General features: G+C 57.0%; 19 protein-coding genes. 6 read left to right on the forward strand and 13 right to left on the reverse strand.

From position 1 onward, the window contains the following. Window positions 1-11: 11 nt before the first annotated feature. Both mdlC and GH769_RS09995 read right to left on the reverse strand, forming a co-directional pair. The gene (gene mdlC, locus GH769_RS09990; RefSeq protein ID WP_153649691.1) at window positions 12-1,598 is read right to left on the reverse strand and encodes a benzoylformate decarboxylase; all 1,587 of its coding nucleotides are present in this window, start codon (window positions 1,596-1,598) and stop codon (window positions 12-14) included. Between the two features lie 136 nt (window positions 1,599-1,734). Next, window positions 1,735-2,625, reverse strand: coding sequence for a LysR family transcriptional regulator (locus GH769_RS09995; protein WP_153649692.1), 891 nt, complete (start codon window positions 2,623-2,625; stop codon window positions 1,735-1,737). A 184-nt stretch (window positions 2,626-2,809) separates the two neighbouring features. Between GH769_RS09995 and GH769_RS10000 the strand changes: the two genes are divergently transcribed. From GH769_RS10000 to GH769_RS10020, 5 genes are all read left to right on the forward strand, one after another. Next, window positions 2,810-4,156, forward strand: coding sequence for an MFS transporter (locus GH769_RS10000; protein WP_153649693.1), 1,347 nt, complete (start codon window positions 2,810-2,812; stop codon window positions 4,154-4,156). 433 nt (window positions 4,157-4,589) lie between these two features. Continuing rightward, entirely contained in the window at window positions 4,590-5,525 is a 936-nt protein-coding gene (locus tag GH769_RS10005; protein ID WP_178128920.1) for a LysR family transcriptional regulator, read from the forward strand. 141 nt (window positions 5,526-5,666) lie between these two features. Further along, window positions 5,667-6,722 carry a porin gene (locus GH769_RS10010; protein WP_153649695.1) on the forward strand — a complete coding sequence of 352 codons (1,056 nt, stop codon included), beginning with the start codon at window positions 5,667-5,669 and terminating at the stop codon, window positions 6,720-6,722. A gap of 54 nt (window positions 6,723-6,776) precedes the next feature. Continuing rightward, window positions 6,777-8,102 carry an MFS transporter gene (locus tag GH769_RS10015; RefSeq protein ID WP_256670325.1) on the forward strand — a complete coding sequence of 442 codons (1,326 nt, stop codon included), beginning with the start codon at window positions 6,777-6,779 and terminating at the stop codon, window positions 8,100-8,102. 16 nt (window positions 8,103-8,118) lie between these two features. After that, a complete protein-coding gene (locus GH769_RS10020) occupies window positions 8,119-9,294 on the forward strand; it encodes a M20 aminoacylase family protein (RefSeq protein ID WP_153649697.1) in 1,176 nt (391 codons plus the stop codon). A 174-nt stretch (window positions 9,295-9,468) separates the two neighbouring features. On the opposite strand, the gene GH769_RS10025 is transcribed toward GH769_RS10020, so the two are convergent. Together GH769_RS10025 and GH769_RS10030 are read right to left on the reverse strand one after the other, a co-directional pair. Next, window positions 9,469-10,344, reverse strand: a complete 876-nt coding sequence (locus GH769_RS10025; protein ID WP_153649698.1) for a transporter — start codon at window positions 10,342-10,344, stop codon at window positions 9,469-9,471. 136 nt (window positions 10,345-10,480) lie between these two features. Continuing rightward, a complete protein-coding gene (locus tag GH769_RS10030; protein ID WP_153649699.1) occupies window positions 10,481-11,494 on the reverse strand; it encodes a carbon-nitrogen hydrolase family protein in 1,014 nt (337 codons plus the stop codon). 166 nt (window positions 11,495-11,660) lie between these two features. Here GH769_RS10030 and GH769_RS10035 point away from each other — a divergent pair, with 166 nt between their 5' ends. After that, complete coding sequence (locus tag GH769_RS10035) at window positions 11,661-12,620, forward strand: helix-turn-helix domain-containing protein (RefSeq protein WP_153649700.1); 960 nt, start codon at window positions 11,661-11,663, stop codon at window positions 12,618-12,620. Window positions 12,621-12,966: 346 nt separating this feature from the next. On the opposite strand, the gene paaZ is transcribed toward GH769_RS10035, so the two are convergent. The 9 genes from paaZ to paaA all read right to left on the reverse strand — a co-directional run bounded on the left by paaZ (window position 12,967) and on the right by paaA (window position 22,189). Next, window positions 12,967-15,018 (reverse strand): phenylacetic acid degradation bifunctional protein PaaZ, encoded by a 2,052-nt coding sequence (gene paaZ / locus GH769_RS10040; RefSeq protein WP_153649701.1) that lies wholly within the window; start codon window positions 15,016-15,018, stop codon window positions 12,967-12,969. A 58-nt stretch (window positions 15,019-15,076) separates the two neighbouring features. Next, entirely contained in the window at window positions 15,077-16,330 is a 1,254-nt protein-coding gene (locus GH769_RS10045; RefSeq protein WP_153649702.1) for an OprD family porin, read from the reverse strand. Window positions 16,331-16,362: 32 nt separating this feature from the next. Then, window positions 16,363-18,009 (reverse strand): cation acetate symporter, encoded by a 1,647-nt coding sequence (locus GH769_RS10050; protein ID WP_153649703.1) that lies wholly within the window; start codon window positions 18,007-18,009, stop codon window positions 16,363-16,365. Further along, window positions 18,006-18,314, reverse strand: a complete 309-nt coding sequence (locus GH769_RS10055; protein ID WP_153649704.1) for a DUF485 domain-containing protein — start codon at window positions 18,312-18,314, stop codon at window positions 18,006-18,008. Before GH769_RS10055 ends, GH769_RS10050 begins: the two co-directional genes overlap by 4 nt. 175 nt (window positions 18,315-18,489) lie before the next feature. Beyond that, a complete protein-coding gene (gene paaE, locus GH769_RS10060; protein ID WP_153649705.1) occupies window positions 18,490-19,566 on the reverse strand; it encodes a 1,2-phenylacetyl-CoA epoxidase subunit PaaE in 1,077 nt (358 codons plus the stop codon). Window positions 19,567-19,599: 33 nt separating this feature from the next. Beyond that, on the reverse strand, window positions 19,600-20,133 hold the full coding sequence (paaD, locus tag GH769_RS10065) for a 1,2-phenylacetyl-CoA epoxidase subunit PaaD (protein ID WP_153649706.1): 534 nt from the start codon (window positions 20,131-20,133) through the stop codon (window positions 19,600-19,602). Next, window positions 20,120-20,881: a 1,2-phenylacetyl-CoA epoxidase subunit PaaC gene (gene paaC / locus GH769_RS10070; RefSeq protein ID WP_153649707.1), complete on the reverse strand. Its 762-nt coding sequence runs from the start codon at window positions 20,879-20,881 to the stop codon at window positions 20,120-20,122. Before paaC ends, paaD begins: the two co-directional genes overlap by 14 nt. An 8-nt stretch (window positions 20,882-20,889) precedes the next feature. After that, window positions 20,890-21,171 carry a 1,2-phenylacetyl-CoA epoxidase subunit PaaB gene (gene paaB / locus GH769_RS10075; RefSeq protein WP_007943393.1) on the reverse strand — a complete coding sequence of 94 codons (282 nt, stop codon included), beginning with the start codon at window positions 21,169-21,171 and terminating at the stop codon, window positions 20,890-20,892. Between the two features lie 28 nt (window positions 21,172-21,199). Continuing rightward, window positions 21,200-22,189, reverse strand: a complete 990-nt coding sequence (gene paaA / locus GH769_RS10080) for a 1,2-phenylacetyl-CoA epoxidase subunit PaaA (protein WP_153649708.1) — start codon at window positions 22,187-22,189, stop codon at window positions 21,200-21,202. Window positions 22,190-22,563 lie beyond the last annotated feature (374 nt).

Raw genomic sequence — 22,563 nt, forward strand, 5'->3', positions numbered from 1 at the left:
GACGATGCTCCTCAGCTCTGCGGCGCTAATGTGCTGACTTCAATCAGTACTGGCGCGTGCAGCGCCAAGGCCTGGTGAAGTGCATCTTCAAGTTGACCGCGGTCGTCGGCTTTGAACGACTGCATGCCATAACCCTTGGCCAAGGCGCAGAAATCGATGTCCGGAACGTCCAGGCCAGGTACGTTCTCCACTTCCAGAACCCCGGCAAACCAACGCAAGGCGCCATAGGTGCCGTTGTTCATGATGATGAAAATCGTCGGGATGTTGTATTGCACTGCGGTCCACAGGGCCGTGATGCTGTAGTTGGCCGAGCCATCACCGATCACTGCAATGACACGGCGCTCAGGCTCGGCCAGTTGGACGCCGACTGCCGCTGGCATGGCGAAGCCCAGACCTCCGGCTGCAGCAAAGTAGTAACTGCCAGGATTACGCATCGCCAGGCGCTGCCACATCAAAGCGGTGGTGGAGGTGGATTCGTTCAGGTAAATGGCATTGTGCGGGGCAATTTCGTCGAGCGTGTCGAACACCACTTCCGGGCGCAGAGGGCCGGCGTGTTGCTCTACCGATTCAGGCAGTGTTAATGGTTTCGGCATGGTTCGGGAGGAGAGGGGCACGCGCTTCGCCAGGGCGGCGGCAATCAGCGCGACATCGCCAACGATGGCGTCACCCATGGGCGCTCGCGCCGCTTCCAGTGGGTCGCAGGTGACCGCAATCAGCCGAGTTCCTTCAGCCAGATACTGACCCGGATCATATTGATGGTAACGAAACACCGGGGCACCGAGCACCAGCACCAGGTCATGACCTTCAAGCAGTTTTCCAATGGCCGCGATACCTGCCGGCAGCAAGCCGCGAAAGCACGGATGACGTGTCGGAAACGGGCAGCGTGGCGCTGACGGTGCGACCCATACTGGCGCTTTAAGACGTTCTGCCAATTCCACGCAATGTAAGTTGGCCTTCGCCGCATCGACATCGGGGCCGAGCACAAGCACCGGCTTTTTGGCGCTCGCCAATTGCTCGATCAGTTCTGCCAGAAGGGCCTCGCCCGGCATCCCAGCGCTGACTACTCGCCGGTCCAGCAAGTGTGAAGATTGCGGATCAGCTTCACGTGCCCAGTCGTCATACGGCACGGACAAATAAACCGGCCCGCGCGGTGAAATTGAGGCCATATGGATCGCACGACTCATTGCGTGCGGTACTTCCTGGGCACTGGCCGGTTCATAACTCCATTTGACCAGTGGCCTGGGTAGGTTGGCAGCGTCGACGTTGGTCAACAGCGCTTCCACCCCGACCATGGCGCGGGTCTGCTGGCCTGCGGTGATGATCAGCGGGGAATGGGAGTTCCAGGCATTGCTCAGCGCGCCCATGGCGTTGCCGGTACCGGCAGCCGAATGCAGGTTCACGAACCCGGGAGTACCACTGGCCTGTGCGAAGCCATCGGCAATGCCGACCACCACACCCTCGTGCAAACCGAGGATGTAGGTGAAGTCATCAGGGAAGTCCTTGAGAAATGGAAGTTCGTTGGAACCGGGGTTTCCGAAGACAGTGGTAATGCCTTGGCGGCGCAGCAGTTCGTAGGTGGTGGAATGTACCGAAGTCATCGTGTTGATCTCTTTTCAAAACGTCGGCCTCAAAAGTAAAAGGTCGTCTTGAATAGATCAAATAGATGGTTTTTTCGATTAAATATAGATGATGTCTATTTTTAAGTGGAAATAAAACAGCTTCTAGCAACTCGAATCAAAGGCCTGCTAGCGAGTCTTTTAACAGTCCACAAAACCAGCGTTGGGCGAGGATATCGCTGTCATGGTCATTCCATTGCAGGCTGACTTCGATCAATGGCACGCTGAACGGCAGTTCCACCACGCGGGTATGGCTGCGAGACGCGAACATCGTCGCCACTCGCGAGGGCAGGGTGACCAGTAAATCGCTGCTGGAAACAACCTCCGGCAAGACACTGAAATGCGGCACGCGCAATCTGACCTTGCGCTCCAGACCGGACTCGCGCAGACGATCCTCAACCACATGGTGCCCGGTCATTGCCGACACCACGATGTGGTTCTCATCCAGGTATTGCTCCATCGTCATCGTCGAACCGATTCGAGGATGGTCCTGACATACCAGGCACACATAGCGCTCGTTGAAAATCAGATCACAGTTGGCATTGAGCGGGGAGTCGCTGCGGTTACAGATGGCCGCGTCGATCTTTCCGGTACTCAGCCACTCGCCCAGTTTGTCGATGTCGATCTGGATGATTTCCAGCTCGGTTCCCGGGGCCTGCGTGTGTAGGGCCTTGAGGATATATGGCAGAAAAAACACCTCGCCCAGATCGGACAATGCAAGGCGAAAACCGCGGCTCGATACCCGTGGATCAAAGTGGCTGGTCTGGGCAATGGCCCGCTCTATCTCCGACAGTGAGTAACGGAATTTCGTGTACAGCTGTGTGGCCAGGAACGTCGGTTGCATACCGTCCCGACTGCGTTTGAACAGCGGCTCATTGAGCAAGGTACGCAGGCGAGACAGCGCGTAACTCACGGACGGTTGCGTCACATGCAAACGCTCGGCGGCACCGCTGACGCTGCCGGTTTCGAAAATCGTCACAAAAACCCGGACAAGGTTGAGATCGATCACTGGCGCTCCGTGTATAGCCTGTATTTATATTTGATAGAAAAATCTATCTATTTGATCTATTTGCATTCTATCCATATCGTCTGGAAACGCAAACGAAGTAGGCCTACTCCGCTTGGCAATCCTCACGAGGTATCGGGTCCCCAGGCCCCGCTGCCGTGCCATGACAATAATAAGAGTAACGTTTATGCGCTCGATCAATGCGTTGGAAGTTGTCAACTCTGCACGACTCAACCGATTCCATTACCTGCTGGTGTTCTGGTGTTCGTTCATCATGATGTTCGATGGCTACGACCTGGTCATCTACGGTTCGGTGTTGCCCCATCTGATGACTGCGTGGACGCTGACACCGGGTGAGGCCGGCATGCTGGGCGCCAGTTCCATGGTCGGGATGATGTTCGGCGCCGTGACCCTGGGCACTCAAGCCGACCGCTTCGGCAGGCGCCGCATCATTCTTTTCTGTGTCGGTCTATTCAGTTTGGCGGCGCTGTCCAACGCCTTCGCCACCGACGCCATCAGTTTCGCCTTGTGCCGTTTTCTCACGGGCGCCGGCCTAGGCGGCGTGGTGCCCAACCTGGTGACCATTCTCAAAGAAATGTCGCCAGGTTCATGTCGCAATCGACTGATCAACCTGATGCTCAGCTTCTTCGCTATAGGCGGTCTGCTCTCGGGCCTGGCCGGTATCTACCTGATACCGCTCATGGGTTGGCATTCGCCATTCTACGTTGCGGGGCTGTCGTTGTTTTCCTTGCCGTTGCTCTACAAAACCCTGCCCGAATCGGTCGCCTACTTATTGCATCGCAACCGCCAGACCGAAGTAGCTGAAATGCTGCGTCGGATCAATCCCGAGTACAATCCCGCAGGCCCGGTGACCTATGTCCTGGAGTCAACCGTGGAGGCGGGTAGTGGCCAAAAGTCGCTGTCTGCATTGTTTGGCCATGGTCGCGGCCGCAGTACGTTGATGCTTTGGCTGAGCTTTGGCATGTGCATGCTGATGGTGTACGGCCTGAACACTTGGCTGCCGAAGCTGATGAGCAGCGGTGGTTATCCTTTGGGCTCTAGCATCGTGTTTTTGGTGGTCATGAACGTGGGCTCCCTGATCGGTACCTTGATCAGCGGTGTGCTGGCGGATCGTTGGGGTTGCAAGGCGACACTGGCGGTGTTCTTCGCCATGTCTGCCATTGCCATATCAATGTTGGGTATCAAGCCGGACGCTATCACACTGTATGCCCTGTTATTAATTGCCGGCGGATCAACTGTGGGCTGTCTTTCTGTCGTCCATACCTTGGCTGCCGATCTTTACCCCTCCCAGGTGCGTTCCACAGGTGTCAGCATGGCTGCTGCAATAGGTCGCTGTGGCGCTGTGGCGGGGCCGCTGCTGGGCGGTTTTCTGCTCAGTCTGGGCTTGCCTTTCGAACACAACTTTCTGGTCTTTGCCCTTCCCGGCGTGATTGCGGTGGTTGCCGTATTGTTGATATCGCAGAAGCCCGTTGCACTTCCCCTTGCGCAAACTCACCCTGCGGAGAACGTCTGATATGGCTATTGCCCACCTTGAAAATCCATCCGCGTCCATTGTTGGCGCTATGGAAGAAAATCGCGGGAAAGCACTTTTTTCAACGGAGCCTGGAAGTCGGCCAAGAGCGAAATGCAGGTGTTTGAACCCGCTACTGGTGCGCGTCTCAACACCGCGGAGATTGCCAATGCGGCGGAGCAACGCAGATTTGAGGAGGTACCACCCTTGGAGTTGTCACTCCTCACTGGTTATTTGAGCCTGTTTCCTAATCGGCGAGCAACCGGGCTTTAGCTTATGCCCCCATGGCCCAATGACGCTGCACTCAGCCTGCCTCCCGATCGGTAGATTGCGCCTGCAGTGCAGGCGTCGATACCATGGCGTATTACCAATTCTCTCTCCGGGAGCTGCGCTGCGGTCTCCAAGCAAGCCCTCCGTCTGTTCTGAGCCGATCACTATGTCACTCGACCTTTTTTTCACCTCTCGGCTCACGCTTCGCCATCTGCGCTTTCTCATTTCCCTTGAAGAAAAACGTAATCTCACCCGGGTAGCTGAAGCCCTGAATGTAACGCCAGCAGCCGCTTCCAAGGCGCTTGGCGAAATCGAAGGGCAATTTGGGGCAGCCCTTTTTGTTCGAACCCCTAAGGAGCTTGTTCCTGTTCCTGAGTGCCTTCTCATTGTTGATGCAGCCAAGCGAGTCAATGCAGAGCTTCAAAAAACGAGTCAACGCATCGATACGCTTCGTACGCAAGGTGCCGGGGAGATTACCGTCGGCATTCATGCGCCCTCGCTAGATGATGCGATAGCTCGAACGCTGGCACGCTTGAAGCTCCAGTACCCTAAGAGCGTCATACGGCTGCGAGAGGCGCGCACAAGCGAAATGCTCCAACATCTCCGTGAGGGGGGGCTTGATCTCGTGATTTCCCGATGCCAGATTGGGCAAGATGATCCTGAGTTGCGAGCGCTATCTCTTTACGATGATGATGCAGAAATCCTCGCGAGCCAGTTAAGCGAAGTTCCCGGCGACTGTCAGGATTGGGACGTCCTGTTGAAACAGCCTTGGTGTCTTCCGTCCACTTCGAGCAACGTCAGGCAGAGCTTTCTGAAATCACTAAAGCGACTGCACCTTCCAGCACCGCAGAACATCATCGAGCTTCCTACCTTTAGTCTTTCAACCCGGGTGATGCGGCGATGCAGTTGCCTGGCGATCGCGTCTAAACGGGTCGCCTTGCAGTGGAAGCGAGAGGAGATCGCACGACCAATGGATGTGAAAATCGATCTTGATCTCGACCCCATGGCGGTGGTCTGGTCAATGAAACGTCCCTTGGACACGCTGAGCTTGCTCTTCAGAGACACGCTCGCTTATGAGGCTAGCATCACCCCCGCTTGGTAGCTTCAACCATTCGGTTGTAGCGTGTTGAAGAAAATTCGATTTCCCTGCGCATGCTCATCTGTGAGTATTCGGAGTACCGACACATTCGCATGAATGAAGTTTCGGGATCTGCCGCGATACTAACAAAAAGAGAGCATAGAAATGCTAAAGCAGGTTGTAGTAGGTGCGTTGTGTATCTGCGCAGGGGGGCAAGCCTGTGCGCAATTTGATATAAAACCCTATGGGGTGTTTGATGTGTATGGCAGTTATTCACACGCGAGAAATTTAAGTCAGTCCCGCATTCAAAGTGGCGGCGCTTCAACATCTCGGGTGGGTTTGCTCACTGCCTATGATCTTAATGCTGATTGGCGTTTGTCAGCCAGGCTTGAATCTGGGATTGATCTTATTGAAGGGGAGTTTTTAAAGCACACTCCTTTCAATCGCGAGGCCCATCTGAAGTTGGAGTCCAAATCATATGGATCACTTATCTATGGTCGACAATATTCAGCATCAATCGGCTTGGAAGACGATCCATTTTTGGCAGTTTCACCCTTTTCGCCATTCGTTTCTGTTGGCTATAGTGTGAGCGGTCTCGGGACCGCGGCAACAACGCTAGGAGGGCGTATTAGCCGCGCGATCAGCTATATAACGCCTACGCTTAACAACACTCATGTCCAGTTCCTCTATTCGCCTGACCAGTCTACGGGGCCTGATGAGGTCGGAGCGGAAAATACGGGGGTTCTAGCCGTCTATGACGATGCTCGCTGGCGTCTGGGGGCGGGGTACAATCGGGTGCGACGTATCAATGACTTTGTGTTTGGCGACAGAGTTCTCGAACATGTCGACACTCATATGTTGACTTCTGTCATTGGATATCATTTTTCAGGTTTCTACGGCAACGTTGGGTTCAATTACTATCGACCTGAGTCGCCCGATGCTAGTGCTGCGCAGATTTACAGTGTTGGCGCTGTTTATCCTCAGCCCAAATACGTTCTGCGTGCCAGCTTTTACAAAAGAGATGTTACGGGTATGGGGAATGTCGCCAATGCCATTGCAATTGGGGGCGAATATCATCTCACCAACCAATGGGATTTATATGTCAGGGCTAGCGTTGTAGAGAATCGTAAAGGTTCGAGGTTTACGACAAACTCCATTGAGGTAGAGGAACCTGGCGTTGATCCGTCGGCGATGGGGGGCGGGGTCAGAGTCCGCTTCTAAATCAAAAATACTAATAACTTTTAAATCTGGTTGGCATCTATGAACTGTTCAGAAATGACACACCGCCAAAGAGTCAAGGTGGTTGCAGGTATCTCCCTGGGGAACGCCATGGAGTATTTTGACTTGACCTTGTACACCTTCTTTGCAATCTATATAGGTCGACTCATTTTTCCCGAGCATGATCCTTCTATCCAGTTGATGTTCTCCTTTGCTATTTACGGCGTCGGTTATATCGCACGCCCATTTGGTGGAATCATCCTTGGGCGCTATGCAGACAAGTATGGGCGCAAGAAAGGTATCAACTTGACCCTGATGCTCATGGCTGTAGGAACCTGCTTGATTGGCTTGGCGCCGACTTACGCCATGGTTGGAATCTGGTCTCCCATCGCTGTAGTAGTGGGGCGCCTCCTGCAGGGATTTTCCGCAGGCGGGGAGACTGGCGCTTCCACGACCTTGCTTGCTGAGATGGCACCTCGCAAGCAGCGCGGTTTTTATGTGAGTTGGCAGGGTGCTAGCCAGGGACTGGCGGTTGCTGCCGCAGCCAGTCTGGCATGGGTGCTATCGTTGTCTATGGATCCAGGCGACTTGGCAGCCTGGGGATGGCGCATTCCGTTCATCGCGGGGGTGCTCATCGTCCCCGTAGGGTTCTATCTGCGTAAAAACCTTGAGGATACCGCAGCAGATCTTCACGCCTCTGATTCGACGGAAGCGAGGCCCCAGGCCACCCTTCTCTCTAAGTGGAGGGAGGCACTGATAGGCTTGCTGCTCCTGCTGGGTGCGAACTCTGCTTACACGATTGTTAACCTGTATATGCCGACCTATGGCGTCAAAGAGCTTGGTCTGTCGCCAGCCATCTCTTCGGGGGCAGCACTGCTGGGTGGGCTCTTGATGTTCTCAATCTCGCCGCTTGCGGGAAAGCTCACCGACCGATATGGGCGAAAAACTATCCTGATAATTTCCAGGAGCCTGATGATTGTCTCGATCTATCCAGCCTTCCTAGCAATTAACGCCTCGCCAACGGCGATGACACTGCTTATCTGTATCGCCTACCTCAGCATTCTCAATGCGCTAGGCATTGCGCCGCTCTTGGCCGCATTGACTGAACTTTTCCCGCGTCACATGCGTGTAACGGGGATGGCTACCGTCTACAGCGTTGCTGTGACCATTAGTGGTGGATTCGGACAGTTCATCGTAACCGCGCTCATTGAGTTCACTAAAGACCCTATCTCACCAGCCTACTACGTGATTGGCATAGGGATCGTTTCGTTCGCAGCAGTGCTGATGTTCAGGGACAGGAGCCATGACGATCTCGATGCAGATTCTATTGAATCGGGCCTAGTCACTGTCCAGGCGGCACAGACTGCCAGCCTCGCCAAATAGTCTTAAGGAACCGCATATGAGTACCGCTTTATCCGAAATCAAAGAGTTTGAACAAGAACTCATCGCTATCAGACGGGATATCCACCGACACCCCGAGACAGCGTTTGAAGAGCATCGCACAGCGCAGCTCGTTGCCGATCTCCTAATCGAGTGGGGGGTAGAGGTGCACCGCGGGCTTGCGAAAACGGGGGTCGTAGGGACACTAAAAGGTAGCCTTCCTGGTCGCACTATCGGTCTGCGTGCTGATCTGGATGCGCTTGATATCGAAGAGTGCTCGAAGTGTGAGCACAAATCCATTCACGAAGGAAAAATGCACGCATGTGGTCATGATGGCCATACGGCAATGCTGTTGGGCGCGGTGCGCTACTTTTCTCGGAATCGGGATTTTCCTGGCACCATTCACTTCATTTTCCAGCCTGCGGAGGAAGGGCTCGGCGGCGGGCGCGTCATGGTCGAAGAAGGCCTGTTCAAGCTTTTTCCCTGTGAAATGGTGTTTGGCATGCATAACATGCCTGGCATTGGGAGCGGTGACTTCGCTATCTGTCCAGGGCCTATGATGGCTGCTAGCGATACTTGGACGGTGAACTTTATAGGTACGGGAGGGCACGGTTCCATGCCGCAAGGTGCGACGGATGCCACGCTTGCGGCAGCCGGCTTCATTACCACCATGCAGTCCATCGTTTCTCGAAACGTTGCCCCCCTTGACGCAGCTGTTCTGAGCGTCGGCTATATCCAGGGCGGTCATTACGACTCGGCAAACGTGATCCCTTCACGCGTCGTGGTTCGGGGAACGGCCAGAAGTTTCTTGCCGGCCACTCAGGATACGCTGGAGAAACGTTTGGGCCAGATTGCACAGGCCTGCGCATTGGCACACAGCTGCACCGTCGAGTTTGACTACCTTCGTCGATATCCGTCAGTGATCAATACTGAGCAGGAAACTGAACTGGCTGTCCGTGCAGCTATAGAAACGGTAGGTAAAGATCGAGTGAATTCAGAACTCAGGCCACTTTCTGGAAGCGAGGACTTTTCCTTCATGTTGAAGAAGGTTCCCGGCGCCTACATTCTCATCGGTAATGGCCGAGACGGGGATTACTGCGCGAACGTTCATACTCCCCAGTACGATTTCAACGACTCTATTTTGGTCACCGGTTCGGCTTATTGGGTAAACCTAGTCAAACAAGTAAATCTCTGATGCTCATGTCTGCGGGGGCGAAAGGGCGCGCTATGTACATGAAGTGGCGTGGCAAAGCATATGCGAACTCATCCAAAGAACATCAGGATGAACTCTCTGACGCCTCGAAGTTGATTTTTTCAGGGTGCTCAAACTCTTTGAAACTGCGACCTAGATAGGCCGCAGCTCGGAGGTTTAAAAAACTTTAGTAAATCGCAAATTGATTCTACTGGATTCCTTGGAACCCTGGTCGACTTCGAGATCTTTGCCAAGCTGTGCCTGCAACTGCATGGTCGGCTCAACAAAATACGTAAACGTCAGCCGAGCATAAGTTGTCCGAAGTTCGTCATTTTGGCTAGCCCCCTCAAGCGAATTTTCAGCGCCTCTAATGTGCCCAGCCCCCACTGCCACGCTCATAGTATTGTTAACGTTATACCTCACGTGCGTCTGGTATTCATAACGCGCCTTTTGCTCTGATCGTATCTCGTCAGGTCCGTATTCATCATTATTGGTTGCCCACGTGACATCCGCGGCCGCGTCCAGCGCCCAGGTTTCAGAAAAGTGGTGGTTATAAACCCCTTGCAAGACGAACTTCCACCGATTGTCGCCCAAATTGAGACCGCGATCGTGATCATAGTCGCCTGTCGGCAAATAGATGAAAGGCGCAATTGAAACAACATCTTTGTGCTCGGTTGGGAGCGTCCAGATGAAGGGCGCACCTAGTATCAGATCGCCAATCCCGGTTACCTGACCAAGCGTATCAATATCACCACCCGCTTTAAGCTGACCATACGGGAGGATGAATTGTGGCTGAACTACTAGACTTTCGGAGAGCCCGACAGAATGAATCAGGCGCAGTAGCGCAACATCCGAACGTAGTTTTGAGTTATCAGAAACCTTGTGCCCTTTGCTGTAAAAATCTTTTCGTTCGGCATGTTGGTAATAAGTTAGAAATGCTGTCATTCCAGCAGGGATTGGCTCGTAATCACCAGGTGCAATCTCCAGTGCATAGATTGAGGTCGAGGCGCACGCAAAACCAAGAAGCAAGCAAACTTTATATTTGTTAGGCATCGGCTAATTCCTGACTGAGGCAAGATGCACGGAGCACGCGGGAGGCACCCACGAATACACTGAATATGGACTTACATATTCAGATGTTATTCGTTCAGCAAAAATTCATAACTCCCCGCGTGCTAGCTAGATAAAATCAAAGTTCTTCGAATTGCGAGCCCGCTTCGGGTGCTTTGCCCACCGCGTAAGGGCCACGATCAGTTTCAATTTCAACCACCGGTAATTTAGGGCTGCGATCTATCAGCAAACGAGTGACGTCGGGGCGGGAGTAATGACCTGCGGGGTCTGCCGCTACTTTGGCAAAGATGCGTGCTCCGGGATCGAGGGTTGCGTAGAGAATGCCCTCTTCATTTTCGGCAAGAGGTGCGACCAGGTCGCTACCATCAGGCCCGATGATGCGAGAGTGCCCGCCACCCGCTTGAAGGAGGGTATGCTTTTCGTCATCCGTGCAAAGCATGTCGATCATGGATTGCGAAACGAGCGCGCACGATGCTAGTACGAAGCATTGTCCCTCAACGGCATAGATTCGAGAGGCCGCCACATTGACGTCTGGTCCCAGGGCTTCGGTCGCTTTGCGGTAGATGCTGAAGCTTGGCCAAGCCGCACAATGAATTTCCTCGTTTTGTGCGTACAAGGCGTATTTCGTTAAAGGTTGAAGGTGCTCCCAGCAGCATAAGCCGCCCAGATTTCCAATCGGCGTCTCGAAAACAGCTAGCGATGTACCATCTCCTTCCCCGAACAAGGTACGTTCAACAAAAGTCGGTTTCAGCTTTCGCCGGGCCCCGATGGTTTCACCGTTATCACCTATGAACCACTGACTGATGTAAAGGGTGCCGCTGACCCGCTCACTCATCCCCAGAGTGACCATGATTCCCAAGCGCTTGGCGGCATCTGAAATGCGCTTGGCTTGGGGGCTATCCAGCTCCATTGAGTTCTCATGGTATTGGCGTACGAATTGCATTCCCCATGCGGGTGAGTCGAGCCAAAGAAACCATGGATAGCCTGGAATCCAGGTTTCCGGAAAGGCGATCAGACGAGCATTGTTACGTGCTGCGTCCTCCATCAGTTTGATGGTTTTATCCACCGTTGCTTCCAGATCCATGTAGACCGGGGCGGCTTGTACGCAGGCGACCTTGATAGCTTCTTTCATGGGTGTACTCCTCTTTGTGTTTTTGTATCAAAAGCCTACCGACAGGCACCCTTCTGCCGGTAGGACAAGGAGGAAGCGATACTATGATCGTAGGGAATTACTGCAAGAAAGTCTGGTGTTGGAACTGGGTAGATAGGACACGTTATTGAATCGTAGGGGTGTTGAAATGTATCGCTTTGACACGGGTAATGTTCCAGCACGCGAGCGCTCATCCTATTGGCAGGAAGCGGTCTGCGACACCTTTGTACCTTTGGAATGCAGACCTCACCATAAGCCCAGCTTCTCGGGCCTTCTTCTGATACATCCATTCGCCGATTTGAGCATCGTGGATGTCACGGCCTCCGCGCAAACAGTAGTGCGGAATCAGCAGAGGATTTCACGAAGCAGCGACGAATTCGTACTCGTTAGCCTTGCTCTTGAGGGACAGTCGATCATTGTTCAAGGTGGCCGTGAGGCAACGCTGGGCACCGGTAGCTTCGCAATCTACGATACGCGCTCTCCATATGAACTGCATTTTGATGACGCCTTTCGGCATGTTGTGGTGCAGATTCCACGTTTGGCGATGCAACAACGCCTGGCTAAGCTTGATCTCCTGACCGCGATTCCGCTTTCTCGCACCCCCGCTCTGGAACGCATCACGTTCGATTTTCTCCTGGCTCTGACGCAACTGTCGGAACACGAGGAGTCGAGACAGTTACAGCTCCAGGAGCAAGCGCTAGATTTGCTCGCAATGTCCTTGGCGGATCGAGTACAGCGAGCAGTCCCTAACCACAGTCGCAGCACAGCTTTATTATTCAGGATCAAGGAACATATTCATTCATATCTTGGGGATAGCGAACTTTCGCTTCAACGGGTCGCCTCACATTTTGGAGTGACACCACGCTACATCAATAGCCTGCTTCAGCTTGAGGGCTCATCCTTTGGCCGCTTCGTGATGGCCGCTCGGCTGCAGCGGTGCGCGCGGGCCATGGCGAAGGCAGAACTGGCCGACAAGCAGATCAGTCAAATCGCATATCAGTGGGGCTTTACTGATATGTCGTATTTCAGCCGGGTTTTCAAAATGCGATACGAACGCTCGCCTCGCGAGTTCAGAAACGAGCATCAAATCGCAGTTAAACCTGAGTGACCGGAGGGGCGTTTGCCGATGCTCGATTCTCGTACCGAATACGAGGGTTTGTTCGGAAAGCAGTACCGCACACAGCGAGGGCTGCAGGCTAGCGTCGCCAAACTGCAAAGCTTTCGCTTTTTATGTTTTGAGAGGGGCGCGGCGCTGCTACCGGAAGCTACTCCGATACATGGCAGGATTGTTCAAGGAAGTTGGTGTAGACGAGCAACTGGTCAGGCCAAGTGCTCGCGAAGTTCTTCATGATTGCTTAAATACGAGCGGTGACAATCCTTACCCGTCTTGATGCCTGCTCGGCAGAGCGGGTACCAAGACGGATTTAAGCCCCGATGTGTTCAACACAGGTTTGCTATTGGCGTTTCACAACCAGTGTAAGAATGTCGTAACTGGCCACTAGCTCGCCCAACTGATTGGTCACCTCCACATCCCACGCCACCACGCCCTGCGGAATGCCTTGCGGGCTCTTTTTGCCCTGGTCGATTTTTCGTTTGCAGGTCAGGCGTGCCTGGATGGTATCGCCGATGCCGACCGGATTGATGAAGCGCAGGGTGTCGAGGCCGTAATTGGCCAGGACCGGGCCAGGTGCCGCGGACACGAATAGACCGGCTGCGGCCGACAACACGAAGTAGCCGTGGGCGATGCGTTTGCCGAATTGCGATTCCTTCGCGGCGATTTCGTCGAAGTGCATGTAAAAGTGATCGCCGGACAAGCAACCGAAATTCACCAGATCGGCTTCGGTTACCGTGCGACGGTGAGTCAACAGCGATTCGCCAATCTGCAAGTCCTGGAAGAACCGACGGAACGGATGCACTTCGGTTTCGATGACCTTGGCCCCCCGCACGTATTCGCCGGTGACCGCAGCGAGCATGGTCGGCGAGCCTTGCACCGCGGCGCGTTGCAAGTAGTGTTTCACCGCGCGCAGACCACCGAGCTCTTCACCGCCGCCGGCGCGACCCGGGCCGCCATGTTTGAGTTGCGGCAGCGGCGAGCCGTGGCCGGTGGATTCGGTGGCGGATTCGCGATCCAGCACCAACAAGCGACCGTGCCAGGCGGCCGCGACCGGGATGGCTTTGGCGGCAATCTTCGGGTCCTTGGTGATCAAGCTGGCCACCAGGCTGCCTTTGCCGCGAGCGGCCAAAACCAGTGCTTCATCCAGATCGTCATAGGCCATCAAGGTGCTGACCGGGCCGAACGCTTCGATGTCGTGGGCGCCACCCTCGGCGTGCGGATCGCGGGCCTGCAACAGGGTCGGTGCGAAGAACGCGCCCTGGTTGACGTTTTCGCCACGCGGTTCGAAACCGTCGCGGGCGCCGAACAGCATATCGCTGCTTTGCAGCAAGCTTTCCAGGCGTTCGGCGACGTCTTTTTGCTGATCGTGAGAGGCCAACGCACCCATGCGCACGCCTTCCACCGACGGGTCGCCGACCACGACTTTCTTCAGGCGATCGCGCAAACGGTTGGCGACTGCATCGATGTGTCTGGCTGGCACAATCGCACGGCGGATGGCGGTGCATTTCTGCCCTGCCTTGGTGGTCATTTCCCGGGCGACTTCCTTGATGAACAGTTCGAATTCTTCATCGTCCGGGGTGACGTCCGGGGCGAGGATCGCGCAGTTAAGCGAGTCGGCTTCGGCGTTGAACGGCACTGAGTTGCGGATCAGGTTCGGGTTGACCCGCAGCTTGGCCGCGGTGTTGGCCGAACCAGTGAAGGTCACCACGTCCTGGCCTTGCAGGCGGTCGAGAAGATCACCGGTGCCGCCGATGATCAATTGCAGGCTGCCGGCCGGCAGCAAACCCGATTCGTCCATCAGGCGCACAACGGCTTCGGTCAGGTAGCTGGTGGCGCTGGCCGGCTTGACGATGCACGGCATGCCGGCGAGAAAACTCGGCGCGAACTTTTCCAGCATGCCCCAGATCGGGAAGTTGAAGGCGTTGATGTGCACTGCCAGGCCGCCACGTGGCACCAGAATATGCGTGCCGGCGAAGGTGCCCAGTTTGCTGAGTTGCAGCGCCGGGCCTTCGTGGAAGATGTTGCCTGACGGCAGTTCCCGCGAACCGAGGCTGGCGTAGGTGAACAGCGTGCTGTTGCCGCCTTCGATGTCGATCCAGCTGTCGGCGCGGGTGGCGCCGCTGTGATGGGAGATCGCGTAAAGCTGTTCCTTGCGTTCGCTCAGGTACAAGGCCAATGCCTTGAGACGCTGGGCGCGTTGCTGGAAATCCAGTGCCATCAACCCGCTGACGCCCTGGCGCCGACCGTGCTCGATGGCTTCGGCGAAGTCCGGACGCTCTTCGTGGGTGCGTGCGATCTCGTGGCCGTCGATGGCACTGCGCAGCACCTGGGCACCGTGTTGGCCGATCCAGCGACCGGCGATGAAACTTTGCAGGGTAGGGGCGTGAGGCATCACGATTCCTCCAGGTTAAAAAAAAGTCTGGCGCGGCCGCGGCCGCGCTCTTCAGGGATTACCAAAGCGCCACGGTGTAACCGACGATCAGCCGGTTTTCATCGATGGCGGTGCTCAAGCCATTGCCGGAACGGAAGGTCACGTTGCGCCAGCGCAGGCTGACGTCCTTGAACGGGCCGCTCTGGATGACGTAACTGATGTCGGTGTCGCGCTCGCGTTCGCGGCCGTTATCGACGGCGCCGGCCTTGACGTGGCGGCCGTCGGTGTAGCGGGTCATGAAGGTCAGGCCGGGGATACCTTGCGCGGCGAAGTCATAGTCGTAACGCAGCTGCCAGGAGTCTTCGTCGGCGCGGGTGTAGGTGTTGTAGGTCACCAGGTTGACCACGTACGGATCGCCGCCGTTGAGGAACGGAAAGGCACTGTCGCCGGACAACTGCTGGTACGTGGCACTGACTTTGTGGGCACCGTGGGACACGGTGAACATGCTGTTGAAATTGCGGTTGTCGATACGCCCGGCGCGTTCGGCGCCGTCGCCGCGGCTGTCGAAATAGCGCAGGTCACTGCGCAGGTTGAAACCATTGCCCAGCGGCTGGGTATGCACCAGCCCGACGAACTGCTGGCGATAAATCTGCTCAAGCTTGCCGTAGTAGTAGCTCAGGTTCAGTTGCGGACTGAACGCGTAGCTGCCGCCGGCAAAGTCAAAGTGATCGCTGCTGGCGGCGCCGTAACCGATGTCATCGTTGCTGGAAGAATCCCGCAGGTTCGCCTTGGTGAGGCGCCCGGTATTCACGGTCAGGCCGGTGATCTCCTGACTGGTCAGCAAACCGCCCTCAAAGGTCGAGCCCAGCAGACGGGTGTCGTTGTAGGTCACCACCGGCAGCAAGGGTTGCAGGGTGCCGAGCTTCAACACGCTCTTGGATACGCGCAGCTTGCCGGTGAGCCCCAGTTCGCTGAACTCGTCCGCCGGCTCATGGCTGTTCGGGCCGAAGGGCAGCAGACCGGTGCCCCGGCGATCCGGGCTGGAGTCGAGTTTCAACCCCAGTTTCCCCAGCGCGTCGAGACCGAAACCGAAGGTGCCATCGGTGAACCCGGACTCGATGCGCGCGGTGAACCCTTGCGCCCATTCTTCAGCCTTGGATTGAGGCGCGTTGTCCTGACGGAAATCCCGATTGATGTAGTGGTTGCGCATTTCAATACGGGCCTTGCTGTCGTCCATGAAGTCGGCAATGGCGCATGGGGCGACCATGGGCAGACTCAATGCGGCGGCCAGCGAAAACAGTGATTCGTAAGGTGTAGAACGTGCGGGCTTCATTGTTTTTATTCCCTGCCATCAGTCGGTCGTTGTTAGTGCTTGCTGGCGCCGGAAGCACCGATGCCGGTCATCGAACGGATGAACTGCGCCAGGTAACGGCCGCGCTCAAGGGCCGCTCGCGGCGAGGTGTCGGTGACCGAAAACAGCCAGGCACTGAAGAACGCCAGGCTCATGGAAAACAGTGCCGGGTTGGAGTAGGGGAACAGCGCCTTGTCGTGATGCAGCACGTTGACCCACACCGCCGGGCTCAGCACCAGCAGGACAATCGCCGAGATCAGCCCCGTCAGGCTGCCGGTGACCGCGCCGCGAGTGGTCAGGCCTTTCCAGTACATCGAAAGGAACAGCACCGGGAAATTCACCGACGCCGCGATGGCGAGCACCAGGCCGGAGAGGAAGGCAATGTTCTGCGATTCGAACAGCAGGCCGAGAATGATCGCCAGCACGCCGATGCACAGCGTGGCGATTCGCGAGACGCGGATTTCCTGCTGCTCGGTAGCCTGTCCTTTGCGCATCACACAGGCATACAAATCGTGGGACACCGCCGAGGCGCCGGATAACGCCAGACCGGCGACCACCGCCAGAATGGTGGCGAAGGCAACCGCCGAGATGAAGCCGAGAAACAGGTTTCCACCCACGGCTTGCGCCAGATGCACAGCGATCATGTTGCCGCCGCCGATGATCGCGCCGTTGGCATCGCGGAACGCTGGATCGGTGCCGACCATCACGATGGCGCCGAAGCCGACAATGATCAGCAGCAGGTAGAAGTAGCCGATAAAGCCGGTGGCGTAGAACACGCTTTTACGCGCTTCCTTGGCATCGCTGACGGTGAAGAAACGCATCAGGATATGTGGCAGGCCGGCCGTGCCGAACATCATGCCCAGCCCCAGCGAGATCGCATCGATCGGGTTCGACAGCAAACCGCCCGGGGCCATGATCGCGTTGCCCTTGGCATGGACGGCGGTGGCGCCGGCGAACATCGCCTCGGTGCTGAAACCGAAATGCTTGAGCACCATGAACGCCATGAACGTGGTGCCGAACAGCAGCATCACGGCCTTGATGATCTGCACCCACGTGGTGGCGAGCATGCCGCCGAAGGTCACGTAGAACACCATCAACACACCGACCAGCATCACCGCGTAAAGGTAGTCGATGCCGAACAGCAACTCGATCAGTTTGCCGGCGCCGACCATCTGCGCCACCAGATACATCAACGCGACGGTCAACGTGCCGAACGCCGAGGTCAGGCGCACCGGGGTTTGTTCGAGGCGATAGGACACCACGTCGGCGAAGGTGTATTTACCGAGGTTGCGCAGGCGTTCGGCGATCAGAAACAGAATGATCGGCCAACCCGCCAACACACCCAGTGCGTACAGCAAACCGTCATAACCGTTGAGGAACATCATCGCCGAGATGCCGAGGAAGGACGCCGCGGAAATCATGTCGCCGGCAATCGCCAGACCGTTCTGGAAACCGGTCATGCCACCGCCCGCGGTGTAGAAATCGCTGGCGGAGCGCGTGCGCAAGGCGGCCCAGCGCGTTACGCCGAGGGTGAACAGCACAAACACCAGGAACATGCCGATGGCGTTCCAGTTCAATGGGCGAGACGCGCCGTCGGCCGCTGCCGCAAAGTCAGCGACGAAGGCCAGAGGCAGCAGGAACAAGGCGAGAAGACGGCTCATCGGGCGCACTCCTGTTTCAGTTTGTCGTTGAGTGGGTCGATCACGTTGTTGGCGCGATAGACGTAGAAACCGGTCAGTGCGAAGGCCAGCATCACGATGACCACGCCGACCAGCATGCCTACGGAGGTCACGCCACCGCTCAGGGATTGGCCGAGGGTGGCGGGGGAGAAGGCCACCAGCAGGACGAAGCCGAAATAGATCACCAGCATGATCAGCGACAGCGACCAGTAGAGGTTCTGTTTGCGGCGGACCAACTGGATGAAGTCGGGGTGTTGGCGGATGAGTTCTACGTCTGTGGGTGTCATGGCGCGCTCTCGGTTGTTGTTTTTGTTGTGGGGTGAAACGGTGTATTCCGGTCGATCACTGGCCCCCTGTGGGAGCGAGCCTGCTCGCGATAGCGGTGGGTCAGCCTCCATTGATGCTGGATGGACTGCCTTCATCGCGAGCAGGCTCGCTCCCACAGGTGTTTTGCGTTGCGTCTTAGAGCTGATCGAAATCCAGGACGACTTTGTCGCTGACCGGAAAGGCCTGGCACGACAGCACATAACCGGCAGCCACTTCGTAATCTTCCAGGGCGTGGTTGCTGTCCATTTCCACTTCGCCTTCGATGACCTTGCATTTGCAGGTCGAGCACACGCCGGCCTTGCACGAGTAGGGCAGTTCGGCGCCTTGGGCGTTGCCGGCGTCGAGGATGCTCTGGGTGTTGCGCGGCAGATCGAAGGCGAGGGCGCGGCCGTCGCTGATGACGGTGATCTGGCTGACCGCGGCATCCACCTGCCGTGCCGCTTCCCGCGCTTCGCGTTTTTGCTGGCTGCCGGCGGCGGCAAACAGTTCGAAGTGGATACGCTCAGCCGGCATGCCGTTGGCTTTCAGGCTGTTGCGCACGGTTTCGGTCATTTCCTGCGGGCCGCAGATGAATGCCGCGTCGAGGGCTTTGACGTCGAGCCAGCGAGTGAACAGTTGCTCGCATTTCTCGGCGTTGATCCGGCCGTTGTACAGGTCGACATCCTGCTGTTCGCGGCTGAAGACGAAGATCAGGTTCAGGCGCTGCAAGTAGCGGTTTTTCAGGTCCTCGAGCTGTTCGCGGAACAACGCGCCGGAGCTTGAGCGGTTGCCATACAGCAGCGTCACGCGGCTATGGGGTTCGGTTTGCAGGGTGGTCTTGATGATCGACAGGATCGGCGTGATGCCGCTGCCTGCTGCAACCGCCAGGTAATTGCCATGGCGAGCGGGATCGAGCTCGACATGGAAATGCCCGGCCGGCGGCATCACTTCCAGACTGTGTCCGGCCTTCAGTTGTTCGTTGGCAAACGCTGAAAAACGCCCGCCCGCGACGCGCTTGATGGCGATGCGCAATTCACCGTCGTTGACGCCGGTGCAGATCGAATACGAACGACGCACTTCTTCGCCGTCCATTTGCGTACGCATCACCAGGTGCTGGCCCTGGGTGAAGTGAAAGCTGTCTTGCAGGTGCTGCGGAATCTCGAAGGCGATGGACACCGCGTCACGGGTCTCGGCGCGAACGTCCTTGATGGTCAGGCTGTGAAATTTACTCATTATTGTTCTCCAGCTGGGACGGCCGATCGCCGCTCAGATGCACTTGAAATAGTCGAACGGTTCACGGCAATCGACGCAGCGGTACAACGCCTTGCAGGCCGTGGAGCCGAACTCGCTGAGCACTTCGGTGTGCGCGCTGCCGCATTGCGGGCAGACGATCACCGGGCTTTCACCGAGCAGGCTGCGCTTGCTGGTGCTGCCGTCGGGCGGTGCAATGCCGTAGGCACGCAGGCGTTCGCGGCCGCTGTCGGTGATCCAGTCGGTGGTCCAGGCCGGGGTCAATTTGCGTTCCAGCTGCGGCGCCCGAAAACCGGCGAGCTCCAGCGCATCGCGGATATCGCTTTCGATCACTTCGGTGGCGGGGCAGCCGGAGTAGGTCGGTGTGACCACCACATGCAGATGCCCGGCTTGCCAGTCGAGATCGCGCACGATGCCCAGGTCTACGACGCTGACCACCGGCACTTCCGGGTCCATGACTTGCGCCAGAGTCGCCCACGCGGCGGCCAGGTCGGTCGGTTGTGCCGGCCGGGCGCCGAGGTCGCTGGCGATCAGCTCACCAGGTCGCATCGGGGTACGCTCGTGGCAGGAATTGCATCTCGGCCAACAGAATGCCCAGGTGTTCGGTGTGCAGGCCCTTGCGTGCATTCAGATAGAAATAGTTCGGCGCGGCCGGCACGGGCAGGGTGGCGCTGGCGAAAATCTCGTTGACCTTGGCTTGCCAGGCCGCAGCGACCTGGGCGGCGTCCGGGGTGATGCCGGCTGCGTGCAAACGCTGTTCGCTGTCATCGGCACTGGTCAGTTCAACGGTGAAGCGCCAGACCTCAGGGATCGCCGCGAGCATGCGTTGGTGGCTTTCCTCGGTGCCGTCACCCAGACGCTCGACCCACTCGCCGGACCGGCGCAGGTGATAGGTCACTTCCTTCACCGCTTTGGCGGCGATCCCGGCGATACGCTCGTCGCTGGACTGGCTCAGGCCGCTGAGCACTTGCAGGTGCCAGGCGTCATACAGGAACTGCTTGAGGATAGTCACCGCGTAATCGCCGTTGGGTTGTTCCACCAGCAGCAGATTGCGATAGGCGCGCTCATCGCGGCGGAATGCCAGGTGATCGGCATCACGGCCGTCGTCCAGCAGTTCGGCGGCGTATTCGAGCCAGTTGCGTGCCTGGCCGACGAGGTCGAGGCCGACATTCATCAGCGCCAGTTCTTCTTCAAGCGCCGGGGCCTTGCCGCACCATTGGCACAGGCGCTGGCCCTGGATCAGGGCGCTGTCGCCGAGGCGCAGTAGGTATTCGATCAGATCGTTCTTGGTGTTCATGGTCGACCTCACATGTGCCCGACTTCGGCCGGCAGCTCGTAGAAGCTGGCGTGGCGGTAGACCTTGTCGTCCGAGGGGTCGAACAGCGGGTCTTTTTCATCCGGCGACGACGCGGTGATCAGCGCCGATGGCACCACCCACAGGCTCACGCCTTCGCTGCGACGGGTGTACAACTCGCGCGCGTTTTCAATGGCCATGGTGGTGTCGGCGGCGTGCACGCTGCCCACATGCTTGTGGTTGAGGCCGTGCTTGCTGCGCACGAAGACTTCGAAAAGGGTCCATTCGGACATGGCGGTGTCTCCAGATCAGGTGGCCGAATCAGGCGGCGTTCTTGTTATGTTTTTTGCGAGCGTGTGCGACCGCGGCTTCACGGACCCAGGCGCCGTCTTCAATCGCCTTGCGGCGGGTGGCGACGCGTTCCTGGTTGCATGGGCCGTTGCCCTTGAGCACTTCGTAGAACTCGCTCCACTGAATTTCGCCGAAGTCGTAGTGACCGCGCTCGGCGTTCCACTTCAGGTCCGGGTCGGGGCAGGTGCAACCGAGTAATTCGAGTTGCGGGATGGTCTGGTCGATGAAGCGCTGGCGCAGTTCGTCGTTGCTCTGGCGCTTGATTTTCCAGGCCATGGACTGAGCGCTGTTGGGGGAGTGTTCGTCGCTTGGGCCGAACATCATCAGTGACGGCCACCACAGGCGGTTGATCGCGTCCTGGACCATGTCTTTCTGCGCCTGATTACCGTAACGCATCATGGTCAGGAGGATTTCGTAGCCCTGGCGCTGGTGGAAACTTTCTTCCTTGCAGATGCGCACCATGGCCCGGGAGTAGGGGCCATAGGAGGTGCGCTGCAATACGACCTGGTTGACGATCGCTGCGCCATCCACCAGCCAGCCCACAGCGCCCATGTCGGCCCAGTTCAAGGTCGGGTAGTTGAAGATGCTCGAGTACTTGGCCTTGCCGCTGTGCAGTTTGGCGATTTCCTCGTCACGGTCGGCGCCGAGGGTTTCCATGGCGCTGTACAGGTACAGGCCGTGGCCCGCTTCGTCCTGAATCTTGGCCATCAGTTGCAGTTTGCGTTTGAGCGATGGCGCCCGGGTGACCCAGTTGCCTTCGGGCAGCATGCCGACGATTTCGGAGTGGGCGTGCTGGGAGATCTGACGGATCAGGGTCTGGCGATAGGCATCAGGCATCCAGTTTTTCGCTTCGATCTTGATTTCTGAATCGATTTTTTCCTGGAAGGCGCGTTCCTGTTCGGACATCTCCGAGAGGTCTTTGATGCGTTTTACGCCGGTTTCTACGAGCTGTGCGTACATGGGGGTCTCCCGCCTTGAATCTGATCGAGGGCATGGAGAACTTTATAAGCGATACAGAAATTAATATCAAACGGTAAGTGGCGTGTCGTATTCGTTTTTTGTATCGCTTTGGAGTGATTGCCGCCTTACTTTGTTTTTTTGTGGGAGCGAGTCCGCTCGCAAATGGAGTGATCTTGCACATCGATGTCGCCTGACACTCAGCCATTGCGAGCAGTCTCCCACAGGGATCTTGGGTATATGGGGGGAGTTGCAGTCACACACGGTCACAGTGTGAGCGGCGGTGCGATAATTCGACGTGTCCGCGGACGCAGCTTTTCATTCAGTACTGATCTACCCAGACAGACAGTGAAGAAGCAAAAAAAAGCCCCGCAAAA

This window comes from Pseudomonas sp. CFSAN084952 (assembly GCF_009648855.1).
GTDB lineage: Bacteria > Pseudomonadota > Gammaproteobacteria > Pseudomonadales > Pseudomonadaceae > Aquipseudomonas > Aquipseudomonas paracarnis.

Coding starts and splice junctions, on each gene's coding strand:
- paaC (WP_153649707.1), bottom strand. CDS start 20,881: ATGAACACCAAGAACGATCTGATCGAATACCTACTGCGCCTCGGCGAC.
- GH769_RS10010 (WP_153649695.1), top strand. CDS start 5,667: ATGCTAAAGCAGGTTGTAGTAGGTGCGTTGTGTATCTGCGCAGGGGGG.
- GH769_RS10045 (WP_153649702.1), bottom strand. CDS start 16,330: ATGAAGCCCGCACGTTCTACACCTTACGAATCACTGTTTTCGCTGGCC.
- GH769_RS10030 (WP_153649699.1), bottom strand. CDS start 11,494: ATGAAAGAAGCTATCAAGGTCGCCTGCGTACAAGCCGCCCCGGTCTAC.
- GH769_RS10055 (WP_153649704.1), bottom strand. CDS start 18,314: ATGACACCCACAGACGTAGAACTCATCCGCCAACACCCCGACTTCATC.
- GH769_RS10025 (WP_153649698.1), bottom strand. CDS start 10,344: ATGCCTAACAAATATAAAGTTTGCTTGCTTCTTGGTTTTGCGTGCGCC.
- paaD (WP_153649706.1), bottom strand. CDS start 20,133: ATGCGACCTGGTGAGCTGATCGCCAGCGACCTCGGCGCCCGGCCGGCA.
- paaA (WP_153649708.1), bottom strand. CDS start 22,189: ATGTACGCACAGCTCGTAGAAACCGGCGTAAAACGCATCAAAGACCTC.
- GH769_RS10020 (WP_153649697.1), top strand. CDS start 8,119: ATGAGTACCGCTTTATCCGAAATCAAAGAGTTTGAACAAGAACTCATC.
- GH769_RS10000 (WP_153649693.1), top strand. CDS start 2,810: ATGCGCTCGATCAATGCGTTGGAAGTTGTCAACTCTGCACGACTCAAC.
- GH769_RS10050 (WP_153649703.1), bottom strand. CDS start 18,009: ATGAGCCGTCTTCTCGCCTTGTTCCTGCTGCCTCTGGCCTTCGTCGCT.
- GH769_RS10005 (WP_178128920.1), top strand. CDS start 4,590: ATGTCACTCGACCTTTTTTTCACCTCTCGGCTCACGCTTCGCCATCTG.
- GH769_RS10035 (WP_153649700.1), top strand. CDS start 11,661: ATGTATCGCTTTGACACGGGTAATGTTCCAGCACGCGAGCGCTCATCC.
- mdlC (WP_153649691.1), bottom strand. CDS start 1,598: ATGACTTCGGTACATTCCACCACCTACGAACTGCTGCGCCGCCAAGGC.
- paaB (WP_007943393.1), bottom strand. CDS start 21,171: ATGTCCGAATGGACCCTTTTCGAAGTCTTCGTGCGCAGCAAGCACGGC.
- paaZ (WP_153649701.1), bottom strand. CDS start 15,018: ATGCCTCACGCCCCTACCCTGCAAAGTTTCATCGCCGGTCGCTGGATC.
- GH769_RS10015 (WP_256670325.1), top strand. CDS start 6,777: ATGACACACCGCCAAAGAGTCAAGGTGGTTGCAGGTATCTCCCTGGGG.
- paaE (WP_153649705.1), bottom strand. CDS start 19,566: ATGAGTAAATTTCACAGCCTGACCATCAAGGACGTTCGCGCCGAGACC.